Here is an 18453-nt window from a genome sequence, read left to right as displayed (position 1 = left end):
CTCACCTCTGAGCCACTCCGTGGGCGAGCAACCCAGCTTGCGGATAAACGCCCGGGTGAGCGCACTGGCACTACCGTAGCCCACATCGCCAGCCACATGTTTGAGTTGCAGCCCCTTCTTGAGCAGGCCTTGCGCCATCATCACACGCCATGAGGCCAGATAGTCGACCGGGGTTTCGCCGGTAACCGCGCGGAATCGCACGGCAAAGCGCGCACGTGACATGCCCGCCAGCGCGGCCATGCCGGCCAGATCGCGCTCAGCTGCAGGGTCGTCATGAATGGCAGTGATGGCTTTGGCAAGTCTCGCATCAGCCAGCCCTGCCAAGGTGCCGCCTTGCGTCAGGCCCAAGTCAATGCAGTGGCGCAGCAACCGGATCATCAGCACCTCACACAAACGGTCCAGCACGGCCTGGCGACCATTTTTGTCAGAAAAGGCCTCGTCAAACATCAAGCCTAGCAGGGCTTCCAAACCGGGCAGAGCTGTCAACTCAACCATCACAACACTGGGCAGTGAATCGGTGATGGGGTTCCTGCCACCACCGCCAAACTGAACCGTGGCACACACCACATCGGCCCCCGTGCGGTCATCCGCCACCAGCCGGTGCGCACCGGGGCGGGGCAGAAACAGCAAGGTGGGCTCGGTGATGTCAAAAACTTCCTGCTTCACACCAATGACGTTCACCGGTCCGCGCCGGACCAGGTGAATATGCCCGCGCAGGGTATCTTCCTGAAAGTCGTGAACGCCGCAGATGTTGCCGGTGTAGAACACGCCGGCGTGCAAGGAAAAGTGCGATAGCAGTTTTGTGAGTCTGTCCATGGCTTGTTTTGATACGAGTGGTTATTTGAATGATACTTTGAAACACTTTTCGTATCGAAATGGCAATTAAAGTTGACACCGTCGAGTTCGATGTTGCCTCACCAGGTCTCGTCGCGAACGACTTCAACCCTCACTTTTTTGGAGATTGCTATGCCTACCCAGTTTCGTTCTTCACGCCGCAGCTTTGTTGCATCAGCCGCACTGATGGCGCTCGCGTCGCTCACCCTCCCAGATCTCGCGCATGCCTACGACGAGCAATCTACAAGCGCCTTAAACGTTGATGCCAACGGCATCGCGTTAAAGGGCTTTGACCCAGTGTCCTACTTCTCGCCAAGCGGCCCGGTTCCGGGCAAGGCGGAACTCTTCGCAAAATACGAAGGTGCCACTTACCAGTTTGCCAGTTCGCAGAACCGCGACACTTTCTCCGCCAATCCTGCCAAATACACCCCTGCCTATGGTGGCTTTTGCGCTATGGGTGTAGCACTGGAACAGAAACTGGATGTCGATCCGCAACTTTGGCGCGTCGTTGACGGCAAGTTGTATCTCAACGTGCACAAAGGAGCGCAGACGCGGTGGCTTGAAGATGTGAAGGGCAACTTGGCCAAAGCAGAAAAGAACTGGCCACGCCTCAAAGACAAGGCCCCCAAGACGCTTTGATTCTCACGCTGCCCCGCGCAAACAACCTCACATTTCGATTGGAAAAACCATGGTCAACGTCACGATGTACAGCTCCAAGAGCTGCGGTTACTGCCAAAGTGCTGAACATCTGCTCAAACGCAAAGGGGTTGCACTGATCGACAAAATTCTGGTCGATCAGATGCCGGGGGCGCGCGAAACCATGATGCAGAAAACCGGCCGACGCACTGTTCCGCAGATTTTCATTGGCGATCTGCATGTGGGCGGTTTTGATGATCTGGCGGCGCTGGACAAGGCGGGAAAACTCGATGAGCTGCTGAACAACTGAGGGCCTGATCGCGTGCCGGGTTTTGGCCAAGACAGTCGGTGCGTGTAAGAAATTGGCGGCTGGCTACGTCTAGGCAAACAGGACTGCGTGTGTCCTATGCCTGACCCACTTGAGGAGACACCCATGAAACAAAACCCGTCCGCTATTCGTTCTGCCATTCTGGCCTCTGCCCTGGCCCAGCGGGCGTGAGGCACTGTTGCATTTGATAGGCACCTCAATTCAACCGGCGCTATCTCTTTTTTTACCAACGCAAGGAAATCCATCATGAATCAGCTTTATTTCACATGGGCACGGGCGCTTGTCTTTGTCGCTGCACTGTCTTCAGTCAACGTTGTTTTTGCCGACACCACAGTCTTGCCGGGCACGCACACCTTGACCAGCAAACACGGTTTTGGCACGCTGATGGCGCGGGTTGAAACAGCCATCGGCGCACAAAAAATGGGCTTGGTCGCCACGGCCAGTGCCAGTGCGGCTGCGGCCGGACGCGGCGTCAAAATCCCCGGCAATGCGGTGCTGATGGTGTTTCGCAACGACTACGCCGTGCGCATGTTGCAGGACAGCATAAGCGCTGGCATTGAAGCACCGATCAGGATCTATGTGACCGAAAACCCCGACGGCACGGCCAGTGTGACTTACCGCACACCGAGTGCCGTCTTTGCACCCTACCAGTCCGACAAGCTCAATGCACTGGCCGCCGAGTTGGACCCGATCTTCGAGCGTATCGTGCGCGATGCCGTGGATAATTAAGCAAGCGCTGACACCACCAGGGCCGCCAGCCGTCAAGCAGTGCCGCCGGCTTTGGGCCTGACCTTGTTGGTTTGGGTGGCAGCGCGCCTTGACTCTGCCGACTGACTCCTTTTTACTTCGCCCCACTGGCTCCCAATTCGCCGCCATTCACACAAATTCTCCCCACGCTATCAACGGTGCTGGATGTGGGCTTGGCCAGATCACTGCAGTTGTGCGCTTTGACGTGGATGGCATGCCGGTGCCTAACGAAGCCATGCGCGGCAAAATCATACATGCCAAGTTTGAAGGGCCCTGTGTGTTGTTTATTGCCTCAGACAGGTTGGCAGGCCATAAGTCGCAATCACCTGGCCAATGCTGGCATCGCTGCCGCACTTCCAACCAACACGGGGCGAAACATTTGACTTCACCCATGCACCAAAGTTACAAGTTATTTATGCCTCTAGCCACCGTCCTTATTGCATAACTAGCTATCTTATTTATAGCAACTTGATCTTTCTATCGGTCGCAGTGTAAGAAAGCGCCGACAGCTGCGACTATAGAAACAGCACGGCACACACAGCGCGTTCCGTGCTGACCGTAACCCACTTGCCAACCACCGTTAACCCGACTAAGGACATTGAAATGAAAAACCAAACCACCACCACTCGCTACGCCTCTGCCGCCGCCCTGGCTTTGGCCATGAGCGCCGCCTTGACCATTGCTGCCACACCGATCGCAGCCCAAGCTGCTGACACCGACAAGTGTTTCGGCGTGGCACTGAAAGGCAAGAACGATTGCAAGGCAGGCGCGGGCACCACCTGCGCGGGCACCTCCAAAGTGGACTACCAGGGCAACGCCTGGTCGATGGTGCCAAAAGGCACTTGCGAAAAGACCGTGTCCAAGACTTCGCCCACGGGCTTCGGTCAGTTGAAAGAGTTCAAGGAAGTCAAGGCCTGATTCTTTCCAACACCAGCGGAGCACCGGGTATGCCAAACCGATTCAATTCGCCAACGCAAGCCCTGGATGCTGCCGCTGATACCCTGCCGACACGCGCCGGGGTGGGCTTGAAGCCCGAGCATTATCAGGAAATTCTGGCCACCCAGCCCAACATCGGCTTCTTCGAAGTCCATGCCGAAAACTACATGGTCCCGGGTGGTCCGTTTCACCATTACCTCACCCGCATCCGCGAGCGCTATGCGCTCTCCATTCACGGTGTGGGCTTGTCCATCGGGGCCGATGCGTCGCTGGACATTGAACACCTGAATGCGCTGGCAGCCTTGCTGGCGCGCTACCAGCCGCAATCTTTTTCGGAGCATCTGGCCTGGTCTACCCACGGTCCTGCGTTCTTGAACGACTTGTTGCCCCTGCCCTACAACACAGCTACCTTGCAGCGTGTATGTGACCACATTGACCAGGTGCAGTCACACCTGGGACGGCGCATGTTGCTGGAAAACCCGGCCACTTATGTCGAGTTTGCAGCGTCCACTTGGGACGAAGGCACTTTTTTGACCGAAGTGGTGCGCCGCACCGGTTGCGGTCTGCTACTCGACGTGAACAATGTGCATGTGAGTAGCGTCAACCACGGGCGCGACGCGCACGCCACCATCCGTTCCATGCCGCTAGCTCAGGTGGGCGAAATTCACCTCGCAGGTTTTGCCCAACAGCTTGACGCCAATGGCGACCTGCTACTGATTGACAGCCATGGCGCGCCAGTAGCGCAAGCCGTGTGGGACTTGTATGCCTTCACGCTGGGGCTGACCGGTCCCGTGGCGACTTTGCTGGAGCGCGACAACGACATACCCGCCTGGCCGGTTTTGCTGGCCGAAGCCAATGTGGCTGACCGGCAATTGTGGGAGTTGCTTCCTCGCGATGAACGGCCCGCCAAAGTTTTGGATGCATCGCAACAAATACAAAACGTGAGCACCGTGGCCCATGAGGTGGCGGCATGAACAGCCAGACCGCGTTTGCCAATGCCTTGCTGAACCCCGAGCTGCCCTGCCCGGGCGGTCTCACCACCTGGAACGGCTCTGACCCGGCCACGCGTTTTGCGGTGTACCGTAACAACGTCATGGTGTCCTTAATTGACGCGTTGGCAGACACCTACCCCGTTGTGCAAGAGTTGGTGGGCGAAGAGTTTTTCCGCGCCATGGCGCGGGTATTCGCCCAGGCCAATCCACCTCGCTCGCGTGTCATGGCGTATTACGGGCACGACTTTGCTGATTTTTTAGCGGCCTTCCCGCCTGCCACGTCCGTGCCGTATCTGGCCGACGTAGCACGTCTGGAAATGGCGCGGGTGCGGGCTTACCACGCCGCCGATGTGCCTCCCATCCAACCCGAAACGCTGCAAGTCGCGCTGACCCGGCCCGAACAGCTCATGTCCTTGCGGCTGGTGTTGCACCCCTCGGTGCAGGTCATCGCATCACCCTTCGCCATTTTTTCTCTTTGGGCAGCGCATCAGGGCGTGCTGTGCATTTCGTCGGTTGACCCTGAACAAGCCCAGACCGCTCTCGTGTTCAGAGACGCTCTGGACGTGGACACTCTGGAAATCACAGTTGGAATCAGCAAGTTCGTCAGCGCCCTGCAAAGTGGCCTGACCTTGTTCGACGCCGCAGGCGCTGCCAGTAGCGCCGACCCGGAGTTTGATTTGTCACACGGCCTGGCGATGCTGCTTCGCTTGCAGCTCATCAGCCACCTCACCACCACGGACGAACACCATGAACACACGCACTGAAAAATTGAGCGTCACCGCAACTGCTGACGCCGGGCTGATTGCCGGCCTGATCCGTCGGTTCATCAGCGTCGTGCAGAGAATCCCCAACACACTGCTGGCGTTCGTGGCGCGTTTCTCCATCGCCGCGGTGTTCTGGAAGTCCGGCGAAACAAAAATACAGGGCTTTGCCGTTGACATCGTCAATCGGGAGTTCACCCTGGGCTGGCCGCGCCTGTCAGACTCGGTGGTAGACCTGTTCAGGGATGAATACCATTTGCCGCTTGTTCCTCCTGAAATTGCGGCCACCCTGGCTGCGACAGCAGAACACCTTTTCCCTGTTCTGATCCTGCTCGGTTTGGCCACTCGCCTGTCGGCGTTGGCGCTGCTGGGCATGACGATGACCATTCAGTTGTTTGTCTATCCCGATGCCTACCCGACTCACGGCACCTGGGCCGCCGTGCTGCTGTACTTGATGGTTCACGGGCCTGGCAAGCTGTCATTGGATCACTGGATCGCCCGGCGTTACCAGTAACCCATCGAGCGGCTGTTTGGAGTCAACCCCAAGGCAATCAGCATGAACACGGTACTGGGTTGGTTGGGCGGTCATCTGGCCCGCTATCTTGCACGCGAGGTGCATGTTCACTCTGCAGTGCCCGCCACCCGGCCGGAACGCCTGTTGGCCACCTTGCGCCCTGGCGACGTGTTGCTGGTGGAGGGCAACAGCCGGGTCAGCACCGCCATCAAATACCTGACACAGTCCACCTGGTCCCATGCAGCGCTGTATGTAGGCAGCGCCCTGGCCGAGGCGGGCAAAAATCCTGAACACTGTTTCATAGACGCCGACACCGTAGAAGGTGTGCGCAGCGTGGGTATCGGCGCGTTTGCCGGGCTGCATTCGCGCATCTGTCGCCCGGTTGGCTTAACCCCCGAAGACTGCCAAAAGTTGACCGCATTCGCTATCGCCCGCATGGGCAGCCAGTACGACTTGCGCAATGTGATCGATCTGGCGCGCTATCTTTTGCCGACACCACCCGTGCCCTTGCGCTTTCGGCGCAACATGTTGGCACTGGGCAGCGGCGATCCGACCCGGGCCATTTGCTCGACCCTGATTGCGCGGGCGTTTCAATCCATTCGCTATCCGATTTTGCCCATCCTGGAAGTGCAAAATGATGACAGGCCGGATTGCCCGGCCTGCGTCAAGGAAATTTTGAGCGTGCGCCACCACAGCCTGTTTGCGCCACGCGACTTTGACGTGTCACCCTACTTCGAAGTGGTCAAGCCAACCATTGCAGCGGGGTTTGATTTTCATGCGCTGAAGTGGCAGGACGACACACTGGTCACCATGCACTAAAACAGTCCTGACAGGACTGAGCTTAGTCCTTGACTTCCTCGTCTTGCCCACGGGCATAGGCTTTCATGGCTTTGCTGAGAAACGGCACTTGCAAGCTGAAGTTCTTGCAACCCGAGCACATCATCGCATGCAACTTCAAACTCATTTTTTCCGGCAAAGATAAGGCTCGCTCTTGCGATTCCGAAATCAGCTTTGTGGCTTGCTGACAGTTCATCATGCGTGTTCTCCCTTCAGAAACCAATTATTCTCAAGACACTCGCGCAAACGCAGGCGGGAGCGGTGCAGCATCACATTCAGGTTGGTGGTGGTGATTCCGACGGCAGTGCAAATTTCATTGGCCTCCAACTCGACGAATTCTTTCATCATGAACACCCTGGCCTGGTTGCCGGGCAAGCCCTCCAAACAAATCTCGAACACTTTCCAGAACTGGTTCTGATGCAAGGAATCTTGCGGATTGCCCCATGACGCTGGCTTTTCATCGGACTGCCAAAAGCCTTTTTTATCAAACAATTCAGAGAAGTCCTCACCCTCTTCGTCTTCCCGGAGCAAACTGCTGGCCTCGACCATGCGTTTTTTCTGCCGCAAGAAATCGGCAATCTTGTTACGCAAGATGGCAAAGACCCAGGTTTTCAATGCTGCTCGCCCGGCGAAAGACTTGGCATTTTTCAACGCTCCGATGAGTGCCTCCTGCACCGCATCTTCTGCAGCGTGGCTATTGGAGAGCTGCAGCGTCGCAAACTTCACCATCTGACGGCGCAAATCATTCAAAAATACCGTGTCAGACAAGATGGATGTTTCGGACGCATCTGAGTTCATGCCTTCATTTGTCAAAGCGCTCATTATTGATTTCCTCGTGGCGTCATTTCGTTCTTGGCTGCGCTGTAACTTGCCACGCAGTAGGGCACCAAGTAATTCAACGACACGTGAATCCACGAAATGCCCGTGCCCGCCAGGATGGCACTGCCTTGGTTGACAAGGTTGAGAATGCTACCCACCACCAAGGCGATCCGCAGCGAGTTTTTGACAATCTTGCCAGAGCAGGCAACTTGGAAAAGCGATCTCATCAATGGCTCCGATGGGGTGAGGTTGCAGTCGCCAGTAACGCCAGGGCGGGCATGGCTTCAACGCTGGCAATCACCGTTCTTTGAATCAACTCGAAGTCGACATCGGGTTCCAGGTCGGCGGGTCGTCCTTGATGGCCCGTGGGAGTTGCAACCAGACAGTGATCAAGCTCTTTGAGTTCAAACTCGCCAGTGCAGTTGCGGCAATAGATTTTTTCTCCAGCATGCTGGCCTTTGCGCAACACCAAGGTGGGCCCGCACATGGGGCAACTCTGCAGCGGGATGCCGTCGTCACTGTGACCCATAACAGGGTCGAGCTTGCCGGCTTGTCCCATGGCAACAAAAATGTCGGCAAAGCGCGCATCGAATTGCGTGCCTTTCCCAGCGTTCAAAATGCCAAGCGCTTTATCCCGATGCATGCCTTGGCGATAAGGGCGGTGACTGGTCATGGCATCAAACGCATCACATACGCCCACAATTCTGGCCACGTCAGGAATCGATTCCCTCAACAAGCGAAGAGGGTAACCCTGCCCATCCGGGCGCTCATGGTGCAGTTGGATGGCATCTTTCACCAGGGCAGCCAGGGGGTGCCCGGCCAGCATGCGCAGCCCCAAGTCAGGGTGGGTCTTGATGACTTCGTATTCCAATGCGGTCAGACGCTCCTTTTTGCGCAATATGGCATCCGGTACGCCAATCTTGCCTAAATCGTGAAGAAAACCTCCCAGACCAATACGAGCGGCATCAGCATCGCTGAACTCTGCGTGCTCGGCCAGGAGTCTGGCATAGCGCGACACGCGCCAGAGGTGGCCGCCGGTATAGGGGTCTCTGGCCTCAACGAACCAGGCCATGGTGAGTAGGCTCGCCAGCAAATGCCGGGTCGTTGCCTCGACCGAAACCTGCTTTTCAGGTTGCGCATTTCCAAGCCAATTGCCGGCTTGTTTGAACCATGTCATGGTGTGTTCTCCAACATCTGCGTCGCCTCACCGGGTGTGGTTTCAGAAAACTTCCGGACGAATCGACGATCGATCCAGTCTTTCCAGCGCCAGACCCATTGTCCTTCAGCCGACCACGGGCCCCAGGAGGCCACAGCATAGCGTGGTCCACAAGCCAGCAGATACAGGGAGTGGCGCTTGGGCACATACGACTGCAATGATGTGCCGTTCAGTATGGCCATCAGGTTGTCGCCCAAGACCGGACCGGCACGAACCGCATGCACACCCGAGCGTGACATCACCGCATCGGCGCGGGCGCACACGTCGCCAGCGGCAAGAACATTCGGATGCGACACACTGCGATGGTACTTATCCACGAGGATGCAGCCATGCTCGTCCAGCGCCAATTTGGACATACCCAGCCAGACCGGTGCTCGTGCACCCATGGCGGCAATGACTCGGTCAGCTTGCAGCAATCGGCCATCCGACAAAAGAACACCTTCTTCAGACCCAACACCGCGAAAGAAATGCAGGCCCAACCCGGCCTGCCGGGCGAACCGCGTCACCCGATCCTGAACACGCCTTGCGTATCCCGGTAGCAACCCGGACTCGGATGCGACAAGGTCAACCTGGCCGTCAACACCAGCACTTGTGAACGCATGTTGCACCGCCAGAGCCATCTCGACCCCGGCGGCACCACCGCCGACCACCACCAATCTGTAGCCCCTCAAAGCCTTCGCTGCCGCAAGAACATGCGGCCAACGCGCGAAGAAATTGTCCAGCGGCTTCACTGGCAAAAGCTTGTCCTCCAGGGTTTCCAGCCAGGAGGTGTCGGTTTCGCTGCCAACGTCGAGCGACAACAAGTCGTACTCGAGGTGCTGACCATTGGTCAATCCAACACACCGACGCGCTGCGTCCATACCGACAATCTGGTCGAGAACCAGGTGGACACCGGCCGCCCGAACCAGCGGGTCGAGGTCAATACGACACTCGGCTTGGCTGTAATGCCCGGCAACCCAGCCGGGCAACATGCCTGAATAGTTCTGATGTTTTGAAGGCGTGATCAGGACAGCATCTATTCCCGCGGGCCGCTTTTTCGCCAGGGCACGCAGCACCGACAAGTGCGCGTGCCCACCTCCTACCAGAACAAGTCTCTTTGTCACCAGTGTTCTTACCGGAAATGGCGCTGTATCAGACGTGCGGCGATGGCACGGCGCTCGGGAAATGTCAGGTCATCTTTGCTGAGATACAGAAACGTCTCCTGGCGCCCCAATTGAGCGGCGGCTGCAGATGTTGCCTCCACTCCAAGGATGTTGGCTTGGAGCCCTGCCTGTTTCGCGATGCGCTCCAGCGCAGGACGGGCCTGCTCCAGCGACAGCATGGCGGCAAACAGGACGGGTGTCCGAGGCGCCATGCTCTTCAATTTCAGAAATACCTCTTCTGCAGACTCAACGATCGAAGACGACAAGGCGAGAGAAATGACGGCTCCAGCGGCACCCGTAGACTGACTTTGCAAACCACTGATGTGCTCCAATTTGTCGGTGGCATAGCCGTTTTCCTCCAGGAAAGGTTTCATGACGGCGACGATAAAAGTGTGCGGGCGGGCGATAAGAACAGTCTTAGACATTGGATTCTTTCTGTATTGATGACATGCGGTTTAGTCGCCACGACAACCGGATTTATTACACACCGCTGGGGCAATTTGGCGTGAACACGTCGTGGTTGGAGTCCGCCATCGCGCACGCTCACAAATTTCCGGATGACCGTGTAAGTATTGTCAAGACTCAAACGACTATGTCCATGAAAGTCGCGTTTCCACTTGACTTTCTGCGTTTTTCGGAAATGTCACCCCTTCAACCCTCCAAGGACTTCTTTATGAACCATCTCTCCTCCACCATCGCCAAGACGATCGCCTCTGCCGTGGTCACTGCCGCTGCACTGTCTGACAATGTCATGGCTGCAGGTTGCGCCGGCGCAAAGTGCGGTCCCAAGACCAATATGGCCAAATGCGGCGCCTGCAAGGCCAAGTGTGGTGCAGCCCAGCCCCAATGCGCTGCCAGCAAGGCACATGCGGCAAAAGCCAAAGCCAAAAAGATGAAAGCTAAATGCGGTGCCAAGAGTGGCGGCTGCGCTGCCGTCAAGCAATAAGCAACCCGTTTTCCCATAACCTTTAGGAGCATCAGTATGAATTCACTGTCATCCACCCTCACAAAAGCTCTGGCCATGGCCGTGGTCACCACGGCTGCGCTCAGCGGTTGTTCCATGATGTGCCGCGCTTGCACCGGCAACAAGTGTGGCGCCAAAAGTAGCCTGCAGAAATGCGGTGCCTGCAAAGCCAAATGCGGCGCCTGCGCTGCCAAGTAACGGTTTTCTTCACTTAGGCTCCCCGGTGACTGGTTGGTCACCGGCGCTGCATTCTTCAGCATGACCGCTTCAACACATCTCCGGCGAAATTGGCGCACTGCTTCCGACACGCAGATCGCCAGGGCGCTACGCAGCGCGCGCGCCAGTGTCTTGGCGTTCGTCACAGTGACCGCGGAGCGTGGTTCCCTGATTCAAAGCTGGATCGCGAATCGCAAAGTGCTTGAGTTTGAGCACTACCCGCCAGACGACCTGGTTGACACCCAACGTGGCTCCCAGTTTTACTACCATTCTCATCGGGACGGCGACCAGGAACACGGGCATTTGCACTTGTTTTGGCATAGCACGGCGACTGGGCGCAGACGGTACTTGAAGCCGGGCAAGCCCAGGTGGAATCGCACCGAGCCGACTCATCTATTTGCCATCTCGCTTGACGCGCGTGGCCTGCCAGTCGGGCTATTCACTGTGAACCAATGGGTCACCGATGGCCACTGGTTTGATGCAGCAACCACAATGGCTTGTGTTGATCGGTTCGCGATGGGCGAGATCGAAGGGCATGAACAATCATGCCGCTGGTTGACGGGCTTTGTTCGCTTGTATCGCCCTTTGATCAATGAACTGCTCGTCCAACGCGACAAACGTTTGGCGCGGCGATCCAACCTGGCGCGGGCCTTGCAGGACCGGGATCTGGAAGTGCTGAGTCTGATACCCATCGACTGGATTGCCGACACGGATGCCTTGGAGGCAGAGTCTGTTCGGCGGCAGTTAACCCGGCAGCGTTGTTAACCCAGAAAGTCCAGCAGCTATTCCACTGGTGGCGGTGGCCTATGCTTCCCGCAGTGGCTTCATGCGTGTACGAAATTGGGTGCTCGCACGCATTGAACGCGTGCAACACGGTTTTGCACTGCTGCTCGGTGCCCTGGGAGTCGCGATTCTGACGGGTGGTGACAAATGGATGGAGAGTCAAATCCTGCTGTGGCTTCCGGACGCGTGGGTCAATTTGACCGTCGGGATTTGACAACCCTGCCTGAAGCAACCGTCCAGTGAACCTGCCCCGACGCGCAGGCACCTGATCGCTCCACCCAGCACCAAGGCTGGGTCTTTGCGCATGGCCGCCAACACCCTCAGACGACAAATCGCGTGCGCGAATTAGTCCTCGTGTCGAATTTCGCACATCGATAAAGGACGGGCGAAAAAATACCCGGCACGGTGGCCGGGTGCAATCTGTATCGGGGCGCGCAATCAGTTCATCAGGCGAGCCGTCTGGGGCAATCTACAGCTTACTTCTTGCCCCCAGCACCGCCACCCATGCCACCATGACCGGCGCCCATGCCACCCGCACTTCCGGATGCACCTGCACTTCCAGACATACCAGAGCCGCCGGCTTTGCCAGTTCCAGCGGCACCGGCCTTGCCAGCACTTTCAGCCATGCTTGAACGATTGGCTGCACTGACAACATCACCCAGCCTCACGCCCATGGAGTTGGCAATCTGCCCCCAACCCAGGCCACTGGCGCGTTGGTCCTGAATGCTTTTGACAGCGTCGGCAAGCTGGCCGCTGGTCGGGTTGGTGATGCCTTGCTTGGCAAGGTCTGCCTTTGCCAAGTCAGTAGCGAAGTCTTGCTTGGGTGCCGTCTGCATCGCGGGAGTTGGCGCAGTAGCGGTCTGAGCCATGACACCAAGTCCGGACAGCATGGCAGCCGAAAACAAGCACTTGGCTAGAGATGATTTACTGATTTTCATGGGGCACTCCTGTTGATATGAAACAAAAGAAATTCTAGGCCCGCACCTGGGCAGAGGCTATGGAGTTTGTGTAAAGGGTGTAACTTGAAAATTATGCCGTCGCGGTCAAATCCCTATTTCTTGGAAACGTGACCACGTGCTCCACCTGGACGCGAATGCCGATCCACTCGCCTACCTTGTGGTCGTGATGGCTGGGCACCAGGGCCATGACGGTGTCTCCGCTGGCCAGCCGCAGGGTGTACAAGAACTCGGAGCCGCGAAACGCCTTGCGCATGATTTCTGCTTTCACCGGGGCATCGTCGTCATGCACGATGTCATCGGCGCGCAGCAACACATCGCACGCGCCATCGACAAAGGCACTCGGTAGCGGGCATTCGGCCATGTCCGTCAAATCACCCAGCGCGGTGTGGACGACAACCTGCTGGTTCACTTCGCGCAGCGTGGCCGGCGTGAACACGCCATGACCAATGAACTCGGCTACAAACCGGGACGCGGGGCGGTGATACAGCGTATAGGCGTCGTCCCATTGGTGCAGTTGGCCTTCATGCATGACACCGATGACGTCGCCAATGGCAAAAGCTTCCAGTTGGTCGTGGGTCACAAACAGCGCCGTGGTGTTGGCCGTCTTCAGGATGGCGCGCACCTCATGCGCCAGACGCTCGCGCAAGTCCACATCCAGATTGGAAAAGGGCTCATCGAGCAGCAGCAGGCGCGGCTTGGGTGCCAGGGCCCGTGCGAGTGCCACACGCTGCTGCTGACCACCCGAGAGCTCATGCGCAAAGCGCGCCTCAAAGCCCGCCAACCCGACCAGTTGCAGCACCTCATCCACACGCTGCGCACGCACCTTGGGGGGCAGATGACGAATGCCAAAATCAACATTGCGACCGATATTCAAATGCGGGAACAAGGCATAGTCCTGAAACACCATGCCCACCTGGCGCGCCTGCGGTGCAACATTGACGCTGGCACTGCTCACCAAGCGGGTGGCGAGCTTGATGCTGCCAGCCGCCACGGGTTCCAGCCCGGCCACAGCCCGCAGCAACGTGGTTTTGCCACAGCCTGATGGCCCGATCAGCACACCGATGTCGCCGGCATGCAGGCCAAACGAGACCTCGCGCACCGCCGCCTGACTGGCGCCCGCATAAGCCACGCTGAGTTGTGAGACTTCCAAAAACATAGCTTACATTCTAGATGCATACAATTCTCATTTGCGCAACGCCAATTGATTGCCTTCATGCTATTTCGACGCTTCCGACAATTACTGCTACTGACCCTGACGCTGGCGTTCATGCTGCCCGTGCTGACGGTATTGGCCTCCTGGTTGCCGTGGGGAGACTCGGGCGCGGCGGCCGCGCAAATTCTGCACGAGATGAGCCGCACGGTGTTACCCGACTACATCTGGACCACCGTGCGTCTGTGTGCCATGGTGGGCGCCGGTGTGATTCTGGTGGGCTTGTCTGCCGCCGTCACGGTCACGCTTTTTGATTTTCCGGGTCGGCGGGTCTTTGAATGGGCGCTGCTGTTGCCCCTGGCCATGCCGGCCTACGTCGTGGCCTATGCCTATACCGATTTTCTGCAGTACAGCGGTCCCTTGCAGACCTTTCTGCGCAGCAGCTTCGGGCTGCAAGGACGCGTGCTGCCCGAGATCCGCAGTCTGGGCGGCGCCGCCTGGGTGTTCATCTTTTCGCTTTACCCCTATGTGTACTTGCTGGCACGCACCGCTTTGGGCGAAAGCGCCACGCACCTGATGGAAGCCGCGCGCCTGATGGGGGCATCGATGCGCCGGCGCGTCCTTGAGGTCGCTTTGCCTCTGGCCCGTCCGGCGGTCGCCGCCGGCGCCGCCCTGGCCTTGATGGAAACGCTGGCGGACTTTGGCGTGTCGAGCTACTTCGGCATCCAGACGTTCACGGCGGGCATTTACAAAGCCTGGCTGTCGATGGACAACCGCATTGCCGCTGCGCAGTTGGCCACCATGCTGCTGGCGCTGGTGGCCCTGTTGTTGTGGCTGGAACACCGGTCGCAAAGGCGCCTGCGGTTTGTGACCACCCGGGGCGCGCGCGCAAACGCCATGGACGCGCGACCCTTGCTGTTGCGAGGTCGTCAGAAATGGCTGGCCTGGGGGCTGTGCAGTGTGCCGGTGCTGATTGGTTTTGTCTTGCCGGTGCTGTTCATGCTGCGCCCGCTCGTGGCCGACTGGCAAGCTCTGTCATGGCCACTGTTCCTCGGCTGGGCCCTGAACAGCTTGCGGCTCGGCGCCATCAGCGCCGTGCTGGCCGTTGCCCTGGCCTTGTTCCTGGCCTTTAACCTGCGCCGTCGCCCGGATCTGCCCGCGCGTGTGGCGGTGCAGCTGGCAGGCCTGGGTTATGCCGTGCCCGGTGCGGTGCTGGTGGTGGGGCTGTTGCTGCCGGTGGGCTGGCTGCAGACGCTGGCGCCGCAAAGCAGCGTGGGCTTTATTTTAACCGCGACTTCGTTCGGACTGGTTTGGGCTTACCTGGTGCGCTTTTGCGCCGTGGCGCTGCAGTCGGTGCAGAGCGGCTACGCCAGAATCCCAAGCAGCTTTGACGACTCGGCCCGCATCCTGGGAACGGGTGACATGGGTCTGCTGCGCCTGGTGCATTGGCCGCTGCTCAAGCGCTCCACGGCGGCGGCGGCCCTGCTGGTGTTTGTGGACGTGATGAAGGAGCTGCCCGCCACCCTGGTGCTGCGCCCTTTCAATAGCGACACGCTGGCCGTGGTGGCCTACCAACTGGCACGCGACGAGCGCCTGGGCGAGGCCGCACTGCCATCGCTGGCCCTGGTGCTGGTGGGGCTGATCCCGGTGGTGCTGCTGAGTCGCACCCTGCGTGCATCTTCGCATTGAGCCAGGGGGAAGAAATGATTTGGCGCCCTCGACGGGAATCGAACCCATATCTGAGACTTAGGAGGTCCCCGTTCTATCCATTGAACTACGACGGCCAAGCCTAACATTGTAAGCGGCGGCATCGCTCAGCGCTCAGTCAGTTCAGTCGTAGCGCAGGGTGAAGATCAGGTCCACGGCGCTTTTCTCCCCGGTCTGCGCGCGCAAGGTAAAGCGGCGCGACAGGTCATAGAAAATGTAGAGCGTGCCCAGGGTGCCCGCCAGACTGCGCTCATAGGTGACGTAGAAATCCTGCGACACGCGTTTGCCCAGCGTCACCGTGGCACCGCCTGTGCTGCTGCCACTGGTGCTGCTGGCGCCGCCGCTGACCGACAGTTCGTCCAGCCGCAAGGCCTGTGCCAGACCGCTGGAGATGCCTTTCTCGTTGCCCCCGAGAAGCGCCAGCGCGGCTTGCTGCAGCATCGCCGTTTCGGCGCCACCGCTGGCGCCTGAACGCCCGAGCACCAGCCACGCCAGTTTTTCGGACTCGGGCAGGTCCGGCTCGGCATACAGCCGCACCACGGGGGACAGCGCCGTGCCGCTGATTTGCACGCCGACGCGTTGCTGCAGGTTGGGGCGCAGGGCCAGGATGTCGAGCGCCGGGTTGTCATACGACCCAGAGAACCGCAGCACACCTTGCTCAATGGCGAGCTGCTGGCCATAGGCCCGGTAAGTGCCGCGCACCGTGCGCAGCGAGCCGGTGAGGCTCGGTGTCAGGGAGCGCCGCCCGGCGCTACGCAGCTCCAGGCTGCCTTCCAGCCGGGTGGCAAGGCCACGCCCGCGAACCTGAAAGTCCTGGCCGAGATCAAGCGTGATTGCCACGTCTGGCGTCATGCGCTCCTGTGCTGCGGCAGTTGACGCCGTTGCCACCGTTGGCGCCGCTGTGCCGGCCTGGCTTTGGCCGGGTCTTCGCACCAGCACATCGCCGCCCAACTGCGGCGCCGTATCTTCCGGCAGGATGAACAGGGCCGAATCGGCCTTGAGGGTGCCGCGAATGGCCAGCTTATTCTCATTGAGGCGCGCGGACAGCTTGCCCGATACCACCAGCCGCCGGTCGGCGCGTGCGCTGACGCGCAAGGCCGCAAGCGTGGCGTCGAGCTCCATACGCAAGCGCGCTGCCACCTTGGCATCCGGCCCGGCCGGTGGCAACCACAACACCGAGCCGGTAATGGAGAGCTGACCGCCGCTGGCGCCGCCTGCCCCCTGCAGGGTGAATTCATCAATGGCCAATCGTTGGCCTTGCAGGCTGGCGCGCAGCCTTCCGTTGCTGAAATCGATGCCATCGACCACCGAGCGCACCGCCAGGTCCTGGGCCGCCAGGTTGCCGCGCCATTGCGGTGCACCGCGTGTGCCCGACAGCACGGCGTCGGCCTCTAACGTGCCGCGCAGACGCCAGCCCGGCGGCGCCAGCAACGACCAGGCGCCCACCGGCGGCAGTTGTACCTTGAGGGTGCCCGCCAGCGCGGCATCGTTGGGCCAGGTCCATGTGCCGTCCTGACGCTGCAAACGGGTGCTGAAATCGGCGCGGGCCTGACCGGCGCGCTCGCTGTCCCAGTTCAGGCTGGCGGCGAGCCGGTCGCCCTCGGTTGTGACCAGAAGTTGCGCCGCGCGCACGCCAGCACGCAAAGGGGTGGCTGCAGCGCCTTCGGTCTGCAGCAGCAAGTCGCCGCTGGTGCGCTCCAGCGTGGCGCGCAGGCGCAGCGTCTCAGCGCTGGTGGCGTCCCACTGGCCGCCGAACAGCAGATCGCCGCGCAAGCCGAGATTGGCCATTTGGGTCTGGCCGAGCAGGTCCAGCCAGGCCAGCGGCAAGTCATTGAGGCGCCCCTGGGTGCGCCATTCGGTGCGTGCTGTCGTGCCAGTCGTTTGCTGCAACCAGTGCACCGGCTGCCAACTCACCGTGGCCGTTCCAGGGACCGGGCCGGTCAGGCGAGCCGCGCCGGCCGCGGCCTCCAGCGTGCGGGTCGTGCCGCTTTGTTTCCAGTTGAAGCTGACGCTGTCGCTCAACTGCAGCGTCCAGAGGCCCGGTTTCAGGCTGTCCTGTGCGCTGAGTTGAGCCGTGTCGAGTCGCGCCTGCCACAGGCCATCGTTGATTCGTCCACCATGCGCCTGCGCCTGCAGCTTGAGGCGCTGCGTCCCGGTCTCGATCTGACCCCGCGTTGACAGGCTCAGGGCGCGCAGCGTGCCTGACAGGTCAGCCTGCCAGTCGCGCAAACGCCAGGCCTGCGCCACGGGCTGCCCTGCACCCTGCAGGTCAAGCTTGGGCGCGCGCAGGCTCGCTGCAATCTGCAGGCCCTGCCCTTGTTGTTGCCAGCCGCCTTGCCAGCGGCCGGTGAGCTCGACCGCGCCCTGAATTGATGTCTGGCTTAAAGACCGTGGTGCGCCTGGCAGGCGGGCGACCCAGCGCGCCGCGAGCGCCGCGTCAGTGATGTGCGCGCTCAGCTCGCCCTGGCCTCGGCTGCTGGCCATGTGCCCGGCCAGCGCCGCCTGGGCGCCCGGCAAACCCAACGTGAGCGTGCCCTCGGCCGCCTGACTGACAGTATGAAATGTCAGCTTGCCTTGCAACTGTGCGTCATCGGTCTGCACTGCCAATGTGGTCAGCGTCAACGTGGGCGCGGCCCACAGGCCTTGGGCATGAACCGTCTTCAGCCGCAGGCCTTCCAGCGTGCGCTTGAACGTGGCGTTATTCTTGGGCGAAGCGATCCTGGGGGCAGCCGTCTTGCCTTTGGCGGCCTGCAGGCGCGCCTCGAAGGCGATGCCGGCCGGTGTCTGCTGCGCGGTCAACTGGCCGTCCAGCAAGGCGGCTGCCAGCCGTGAGTCCAGAGCCGCGGTATTGATGCCGTACACGGTGGCGCTGCCCTGCCATTGGGCTGGATGGGAAGGAGTCACGGCTTTGG

At 59.8% G+C, this 18453-nt stretch carries 23 protein-coding genes and 1 tRNA gene; 13 read left to right on the top strand and 11 right to left on the bottom strand.

Translation table 11 applies throughout. From position 1 onward, the window contains the following. A partial coding sequence (locus tag WA157_RS02710) for a cupin domain-containing protein (protein WP_422619495.1) occupies nucleotides 1–816 on the bottom strand: 816 nt, incomplete at its 3' end. Between the two features lie 150 nt (nucleotides 817–966). On the opposite strand from WA157_RS02710, the gene WA157_RS02705 reads away from it, so the two are divergent. From WA157_RS02705 to WA157_RS02670, 8 genes are all read left to right on the top strand, one after another. Then, nucleotides 967–1473, top strand: a complete 507-nt coding sequence (locus tag WA157_RS02705; protein WP_422619494.1) for a YHS domain-containing (seleno)protein — start codon at nucleotides 967–969, stop codon at nucleotides 1471–1473. A 49-nt stretch (nucleotides 1474–1522) separates the two neighbouring features. Further along, nucleotides 1523–1780: a glutaredoxin 3 gene (gene grxC, locus WA157_RS02700; protein WP_422619493.1), complete on the top strand. Its 258-nt coding sequence runs from the start codon at nucleotides 1523–1525 to the stop codon at nucleotides 1778–1780. 264 nt (nucleotides 1781–2044) lie between these two features. Beyond that, on the top strand, nucleotides 2045–2527 hold the full coding sequence (locus WA157_RS02695; protein WP_422619492.1) for a DUF302 domain-containing protein: 483 nt from the start codon (nucleotides 2045–2047) through the stop codon (nucleotides 2525–2527). A gap of 621 nt (nucleotides 2528–3148) precedes the next feature. Continuing rightward, nucleotides 3149–3463, top strand: a complete 315-nt coding sequence (locus WA157_RS02690; protein ID WP_041790404.1) for a DUF2282 domain-containing protein — start codon at nucleotides 3149–3151, stop codon at nucleotides 3461–3463. Nucleotides 3464–3492: 29 nt separating this feature from the next. After that, on the top strand, nucleotides 3493–4455 hold the full coding sequence (locus WA157_RS02685; protein WP_422619491.1) for a DUF692 domain-containing protein: 963 nt from the start codon (nucleotides 3493–3495) through the stop codon (nucleotides 4453–4455). Then, entirely contained in the window at nucleotides 4452–5237 is a 786-nt protein-coding gene (locus WA157_RS02680; protein ID WP_422619490.1) for a DNA-binding domain-containing protein, read from the top strand. The genes WA157_RS02685 and WA157_RS02680 overlap by 4 nt, the downstream gene beginning before the upstream one ends. Next, the gene (locus WA157_RS02675; RefSeq protein WP_422619489.1) at nucleotides 5221–5748 is read left to right on the top strand and encodes a DoxX family protein; all 528 of its coding nucleotides are present in this window, start codon (nucleotides 5221–5223) and stop codon (nucleotides 5746–5748) included. Before WA157_RS02680 ends, WA157_RS02675 begins: the two co-directional genes overlap by 17 nt. A gap of 42 nt (nucleotides 5749–5790) precedes the next feature. Then, nucleotides 5791–6567: a YiiX/YebB-like N1pC/P60 family cysteine hydrolase gene (locus WA157_RS02670; RefSeq protein WP_422619488.1), complete on the top strand. Its 777-nt coding sequence runs from the start codon at nucleotides 5791–5793 to the stop codon at nucleotides 6565–6567. A 22-nt stretch (nucleotides 6568–6589) separates the two neighbouring features. Here the strand turns inward: WA157_RS02670 and WA157_RS02665 are convergent, their stop codons facing one another. From WA157_RS02665 to WA157_RS02640, 6 genes are read right to left on the bottom strand one after another with little or no spacing between them, the layout of a single operon-like run. After that, on the bottom strand, nucleotides 6590–6781 hold the full coding sequence (locus tag WA157_RS02665; RefSeq protein ID WP_422619496.1) for a zf-HC2 domain-containing protein: 192 nt from the start codon (nucleotides 6779–6781) through the stop codon (nucleotides 6590–6592). Next, nucleotides 6781–7500, bottom strand: coding sequence for an RNA polymerase factor sigma-70 (locus tag WA157_RS02660; RefSeq protein ID WP_422619487.1), 720 nt, complete (start codon nucleotides 7498–7500; stop codon nucleotides 6781–6783). The genes WA157_RS02665 and WA157_RS02660 overlap by 1 nt, the downstream gene beginning before the upstream one ends. Then, on the bottom strand, nucleotides 7407–7631 hold the full coding sequence (gene nrtS / locus WA157_RS02655) for a nitrate/nitrite transporter NrtS (protein ID WP_422619486.1): 225 nt from the start codon (nucleotides 7629–7631) through the stop codon (nucleotides 7407–7409). Before nrtS ends, WA157_RS02660 begins: the two co-directional genes overlap by 94 nt. Continuing rightward, nucleotides 7631–8581 (bottom strand): HD-GYP domain-containing protein, encoded by a 951-nt coding sequence (locus tag WA157_RS02650; RefSeq protein ID WP_422619485.1) that lies wholly within the window; start codon nucleotides 8579–8581, stop codon nucleotides 7631–7633. The genes nrtS and WA157_RS02650 overlap by 1 nt, the downstream gene beginning before the upstream one ends. Continuing rightward, nucleotides 8578–9723, bottom strand: a complete 1146-nt coding sequence (locus tag WA157_RS02645) for an FAD-dependent oxidoreductase (RefSeq protein WP_422619484.1) — start codon at nucleotides 9721–9723, stop codon at nucleotides 8578–8580. Before WA157_RS02645 ends, WA157_RS02650 begins: the two co-directional genes overlap by 4 nt. Nucleotides 9724–9731: 8 nt before the next feature. Next, the gene (locus tag WA157_RS02640) at nucleotides 9732–10187 is read right to left on the bottom strand and encodes a hypothetical protein (RefSeq protein WP_422619483.1); all 456 of its coding nucleotides are present in this window, start codon (nucleotides 10185–10187) and stop codon (nucleotides 9732–9734) included. Nucleotides 10188–10435: 248 nt separating this feature from the next. On the opposite strand from WA157_RS02640, the gene WA157_RS02635 reads away from it, so the two are divergent. From WA157_RS02635 to WA157_RS02620, 4 genes are all read left to right on the top strand, one after another. Then, nucleotides 10436–10708, top strand: coding sequence for a hypothetical protein (locus tag WA157_RS02635; protein WP_422619482.1), 273 nt, complete (start codon nucleotides 10436–10438; stop codon nucleotides 10706–10708). Nucleotides 10709–10744: 36 nt separating this feature from the next. Further along, a complete protein-coding gene (locus tag WA157_RS02630) occupies nucleotides 10745–10924 on the top strand; it encodes a hypothetical protein (protein WP_422619481.1) in 180 nt (59 codons plus the stop codon). Nucleotides 10925–10957: 33 nt separating this feature from the next. After that, complete coding sequence (locus WA157_RS02625; RefSeq protein ID WP_422619480.1) at nucleotides 10958–11707, top strand: DUF6969 family protein; 750 nt, start codon at nucleotides 10958–10960, stop codon at nucleotides 11705–11707. Nucleotides 11708–11768: 61 nt separating this feature from the next. After that, nucleotides 11769–11939 (top strand): hypothetical protein, encoded by a 171-nt coding sequence (locus tag WA157_RS02620; protein ID WP_422619479.1) that lies wholly within the window; start codon nucleotides 11769–11771, stop codon nucleotides 11937–11939. 262 nt (nucleotides 11940–12201) lie between these two features. Here the strand turns inward: WA157_RS02620 and WA157_RS02615 are convergent, their stop codons facing one another. Together WA157_RS02615 and WA157_RS02610 are read right to left on the bottom strand one after the other, a co-directional pair. Next, nucleotides 12202–12663, bottom strand: coding sequence for a hypothetical protein (locus WA157_RS02615; protein ID WP_422619478.1), 462 nt, complete (start codon nucleotides 12661–12663; stop codon nucleotides 12202–12204). A gap of 91 nt (nucleotides 12664–12754) precedes the next feature. After that, the gene (locus WA157_RS02610; RefSeq protein ID WP_422619477.1) at nucleotides 12755–13840 is read right to left on the bottom strand and encodes an ABC transporter ATP-binding protein; all 1086 of its coding nucleotides are present in this window, start codon (nucleotides 13838–13840) and stop codon (nucleotides 12755–12757) included. 57 nt (nucleotides 13841–13897) lie between these two features. On the opposite strand from WA157_RS02610, the gene WA157_RS02605 reads away from it, so the two are divergent. Continuing rightward, nucleotides 13898–15523: an ABC transporter permease gene (locus WA157_RS02605; protein WP_422619476.1), complete on the top strand. Its 1626-nt coding sequence runs from the start codon at nucleotides 13898–13900 to the stop codon at nucleotides 15521–15523. A gap of 20 nt (nucleotides 15524–15543) precedes the next feature. Here WA157_RS02605 and WA157_RS02600 read toward each other — a convergent pair. Together WA157_RS02600 and WA157_RS02595 are read right to left on the bottom strand one after the other, a co-directional pair. Then, nucleotides 15544–15618: transfer RNA gene (locus tag WA157_RS02600), tRNA-Arg, on the bottom strand. A 46-nt stretch (nucleotides 15619–15664) separates the two neighbouring features. Next, on the bottom strand, nucleotides 15665–18453 hold a 2789-nt coding region (locus WA157_RS02595; protein WP_422619475.1), incomplete at its 5' end, for a translocation/assembly module TamB domain-containing protein.

Source organism: Rhodoferax ferrireducens, from assembly GCF_049302455.1.
In the GTDB taxonomy this organism is placed as follows: Bacteria; Pseudomonadota; Gammaproteobacteria; order Burkholderiales; family Burkholderiaceae_C; genus Rhodoferax; species Rhodoferax ferrireducens_B.
Note: the sequence above shows the minus strand (reverse complement) of the source record. Positions and strands in the feature narration are given on the sequence as shown.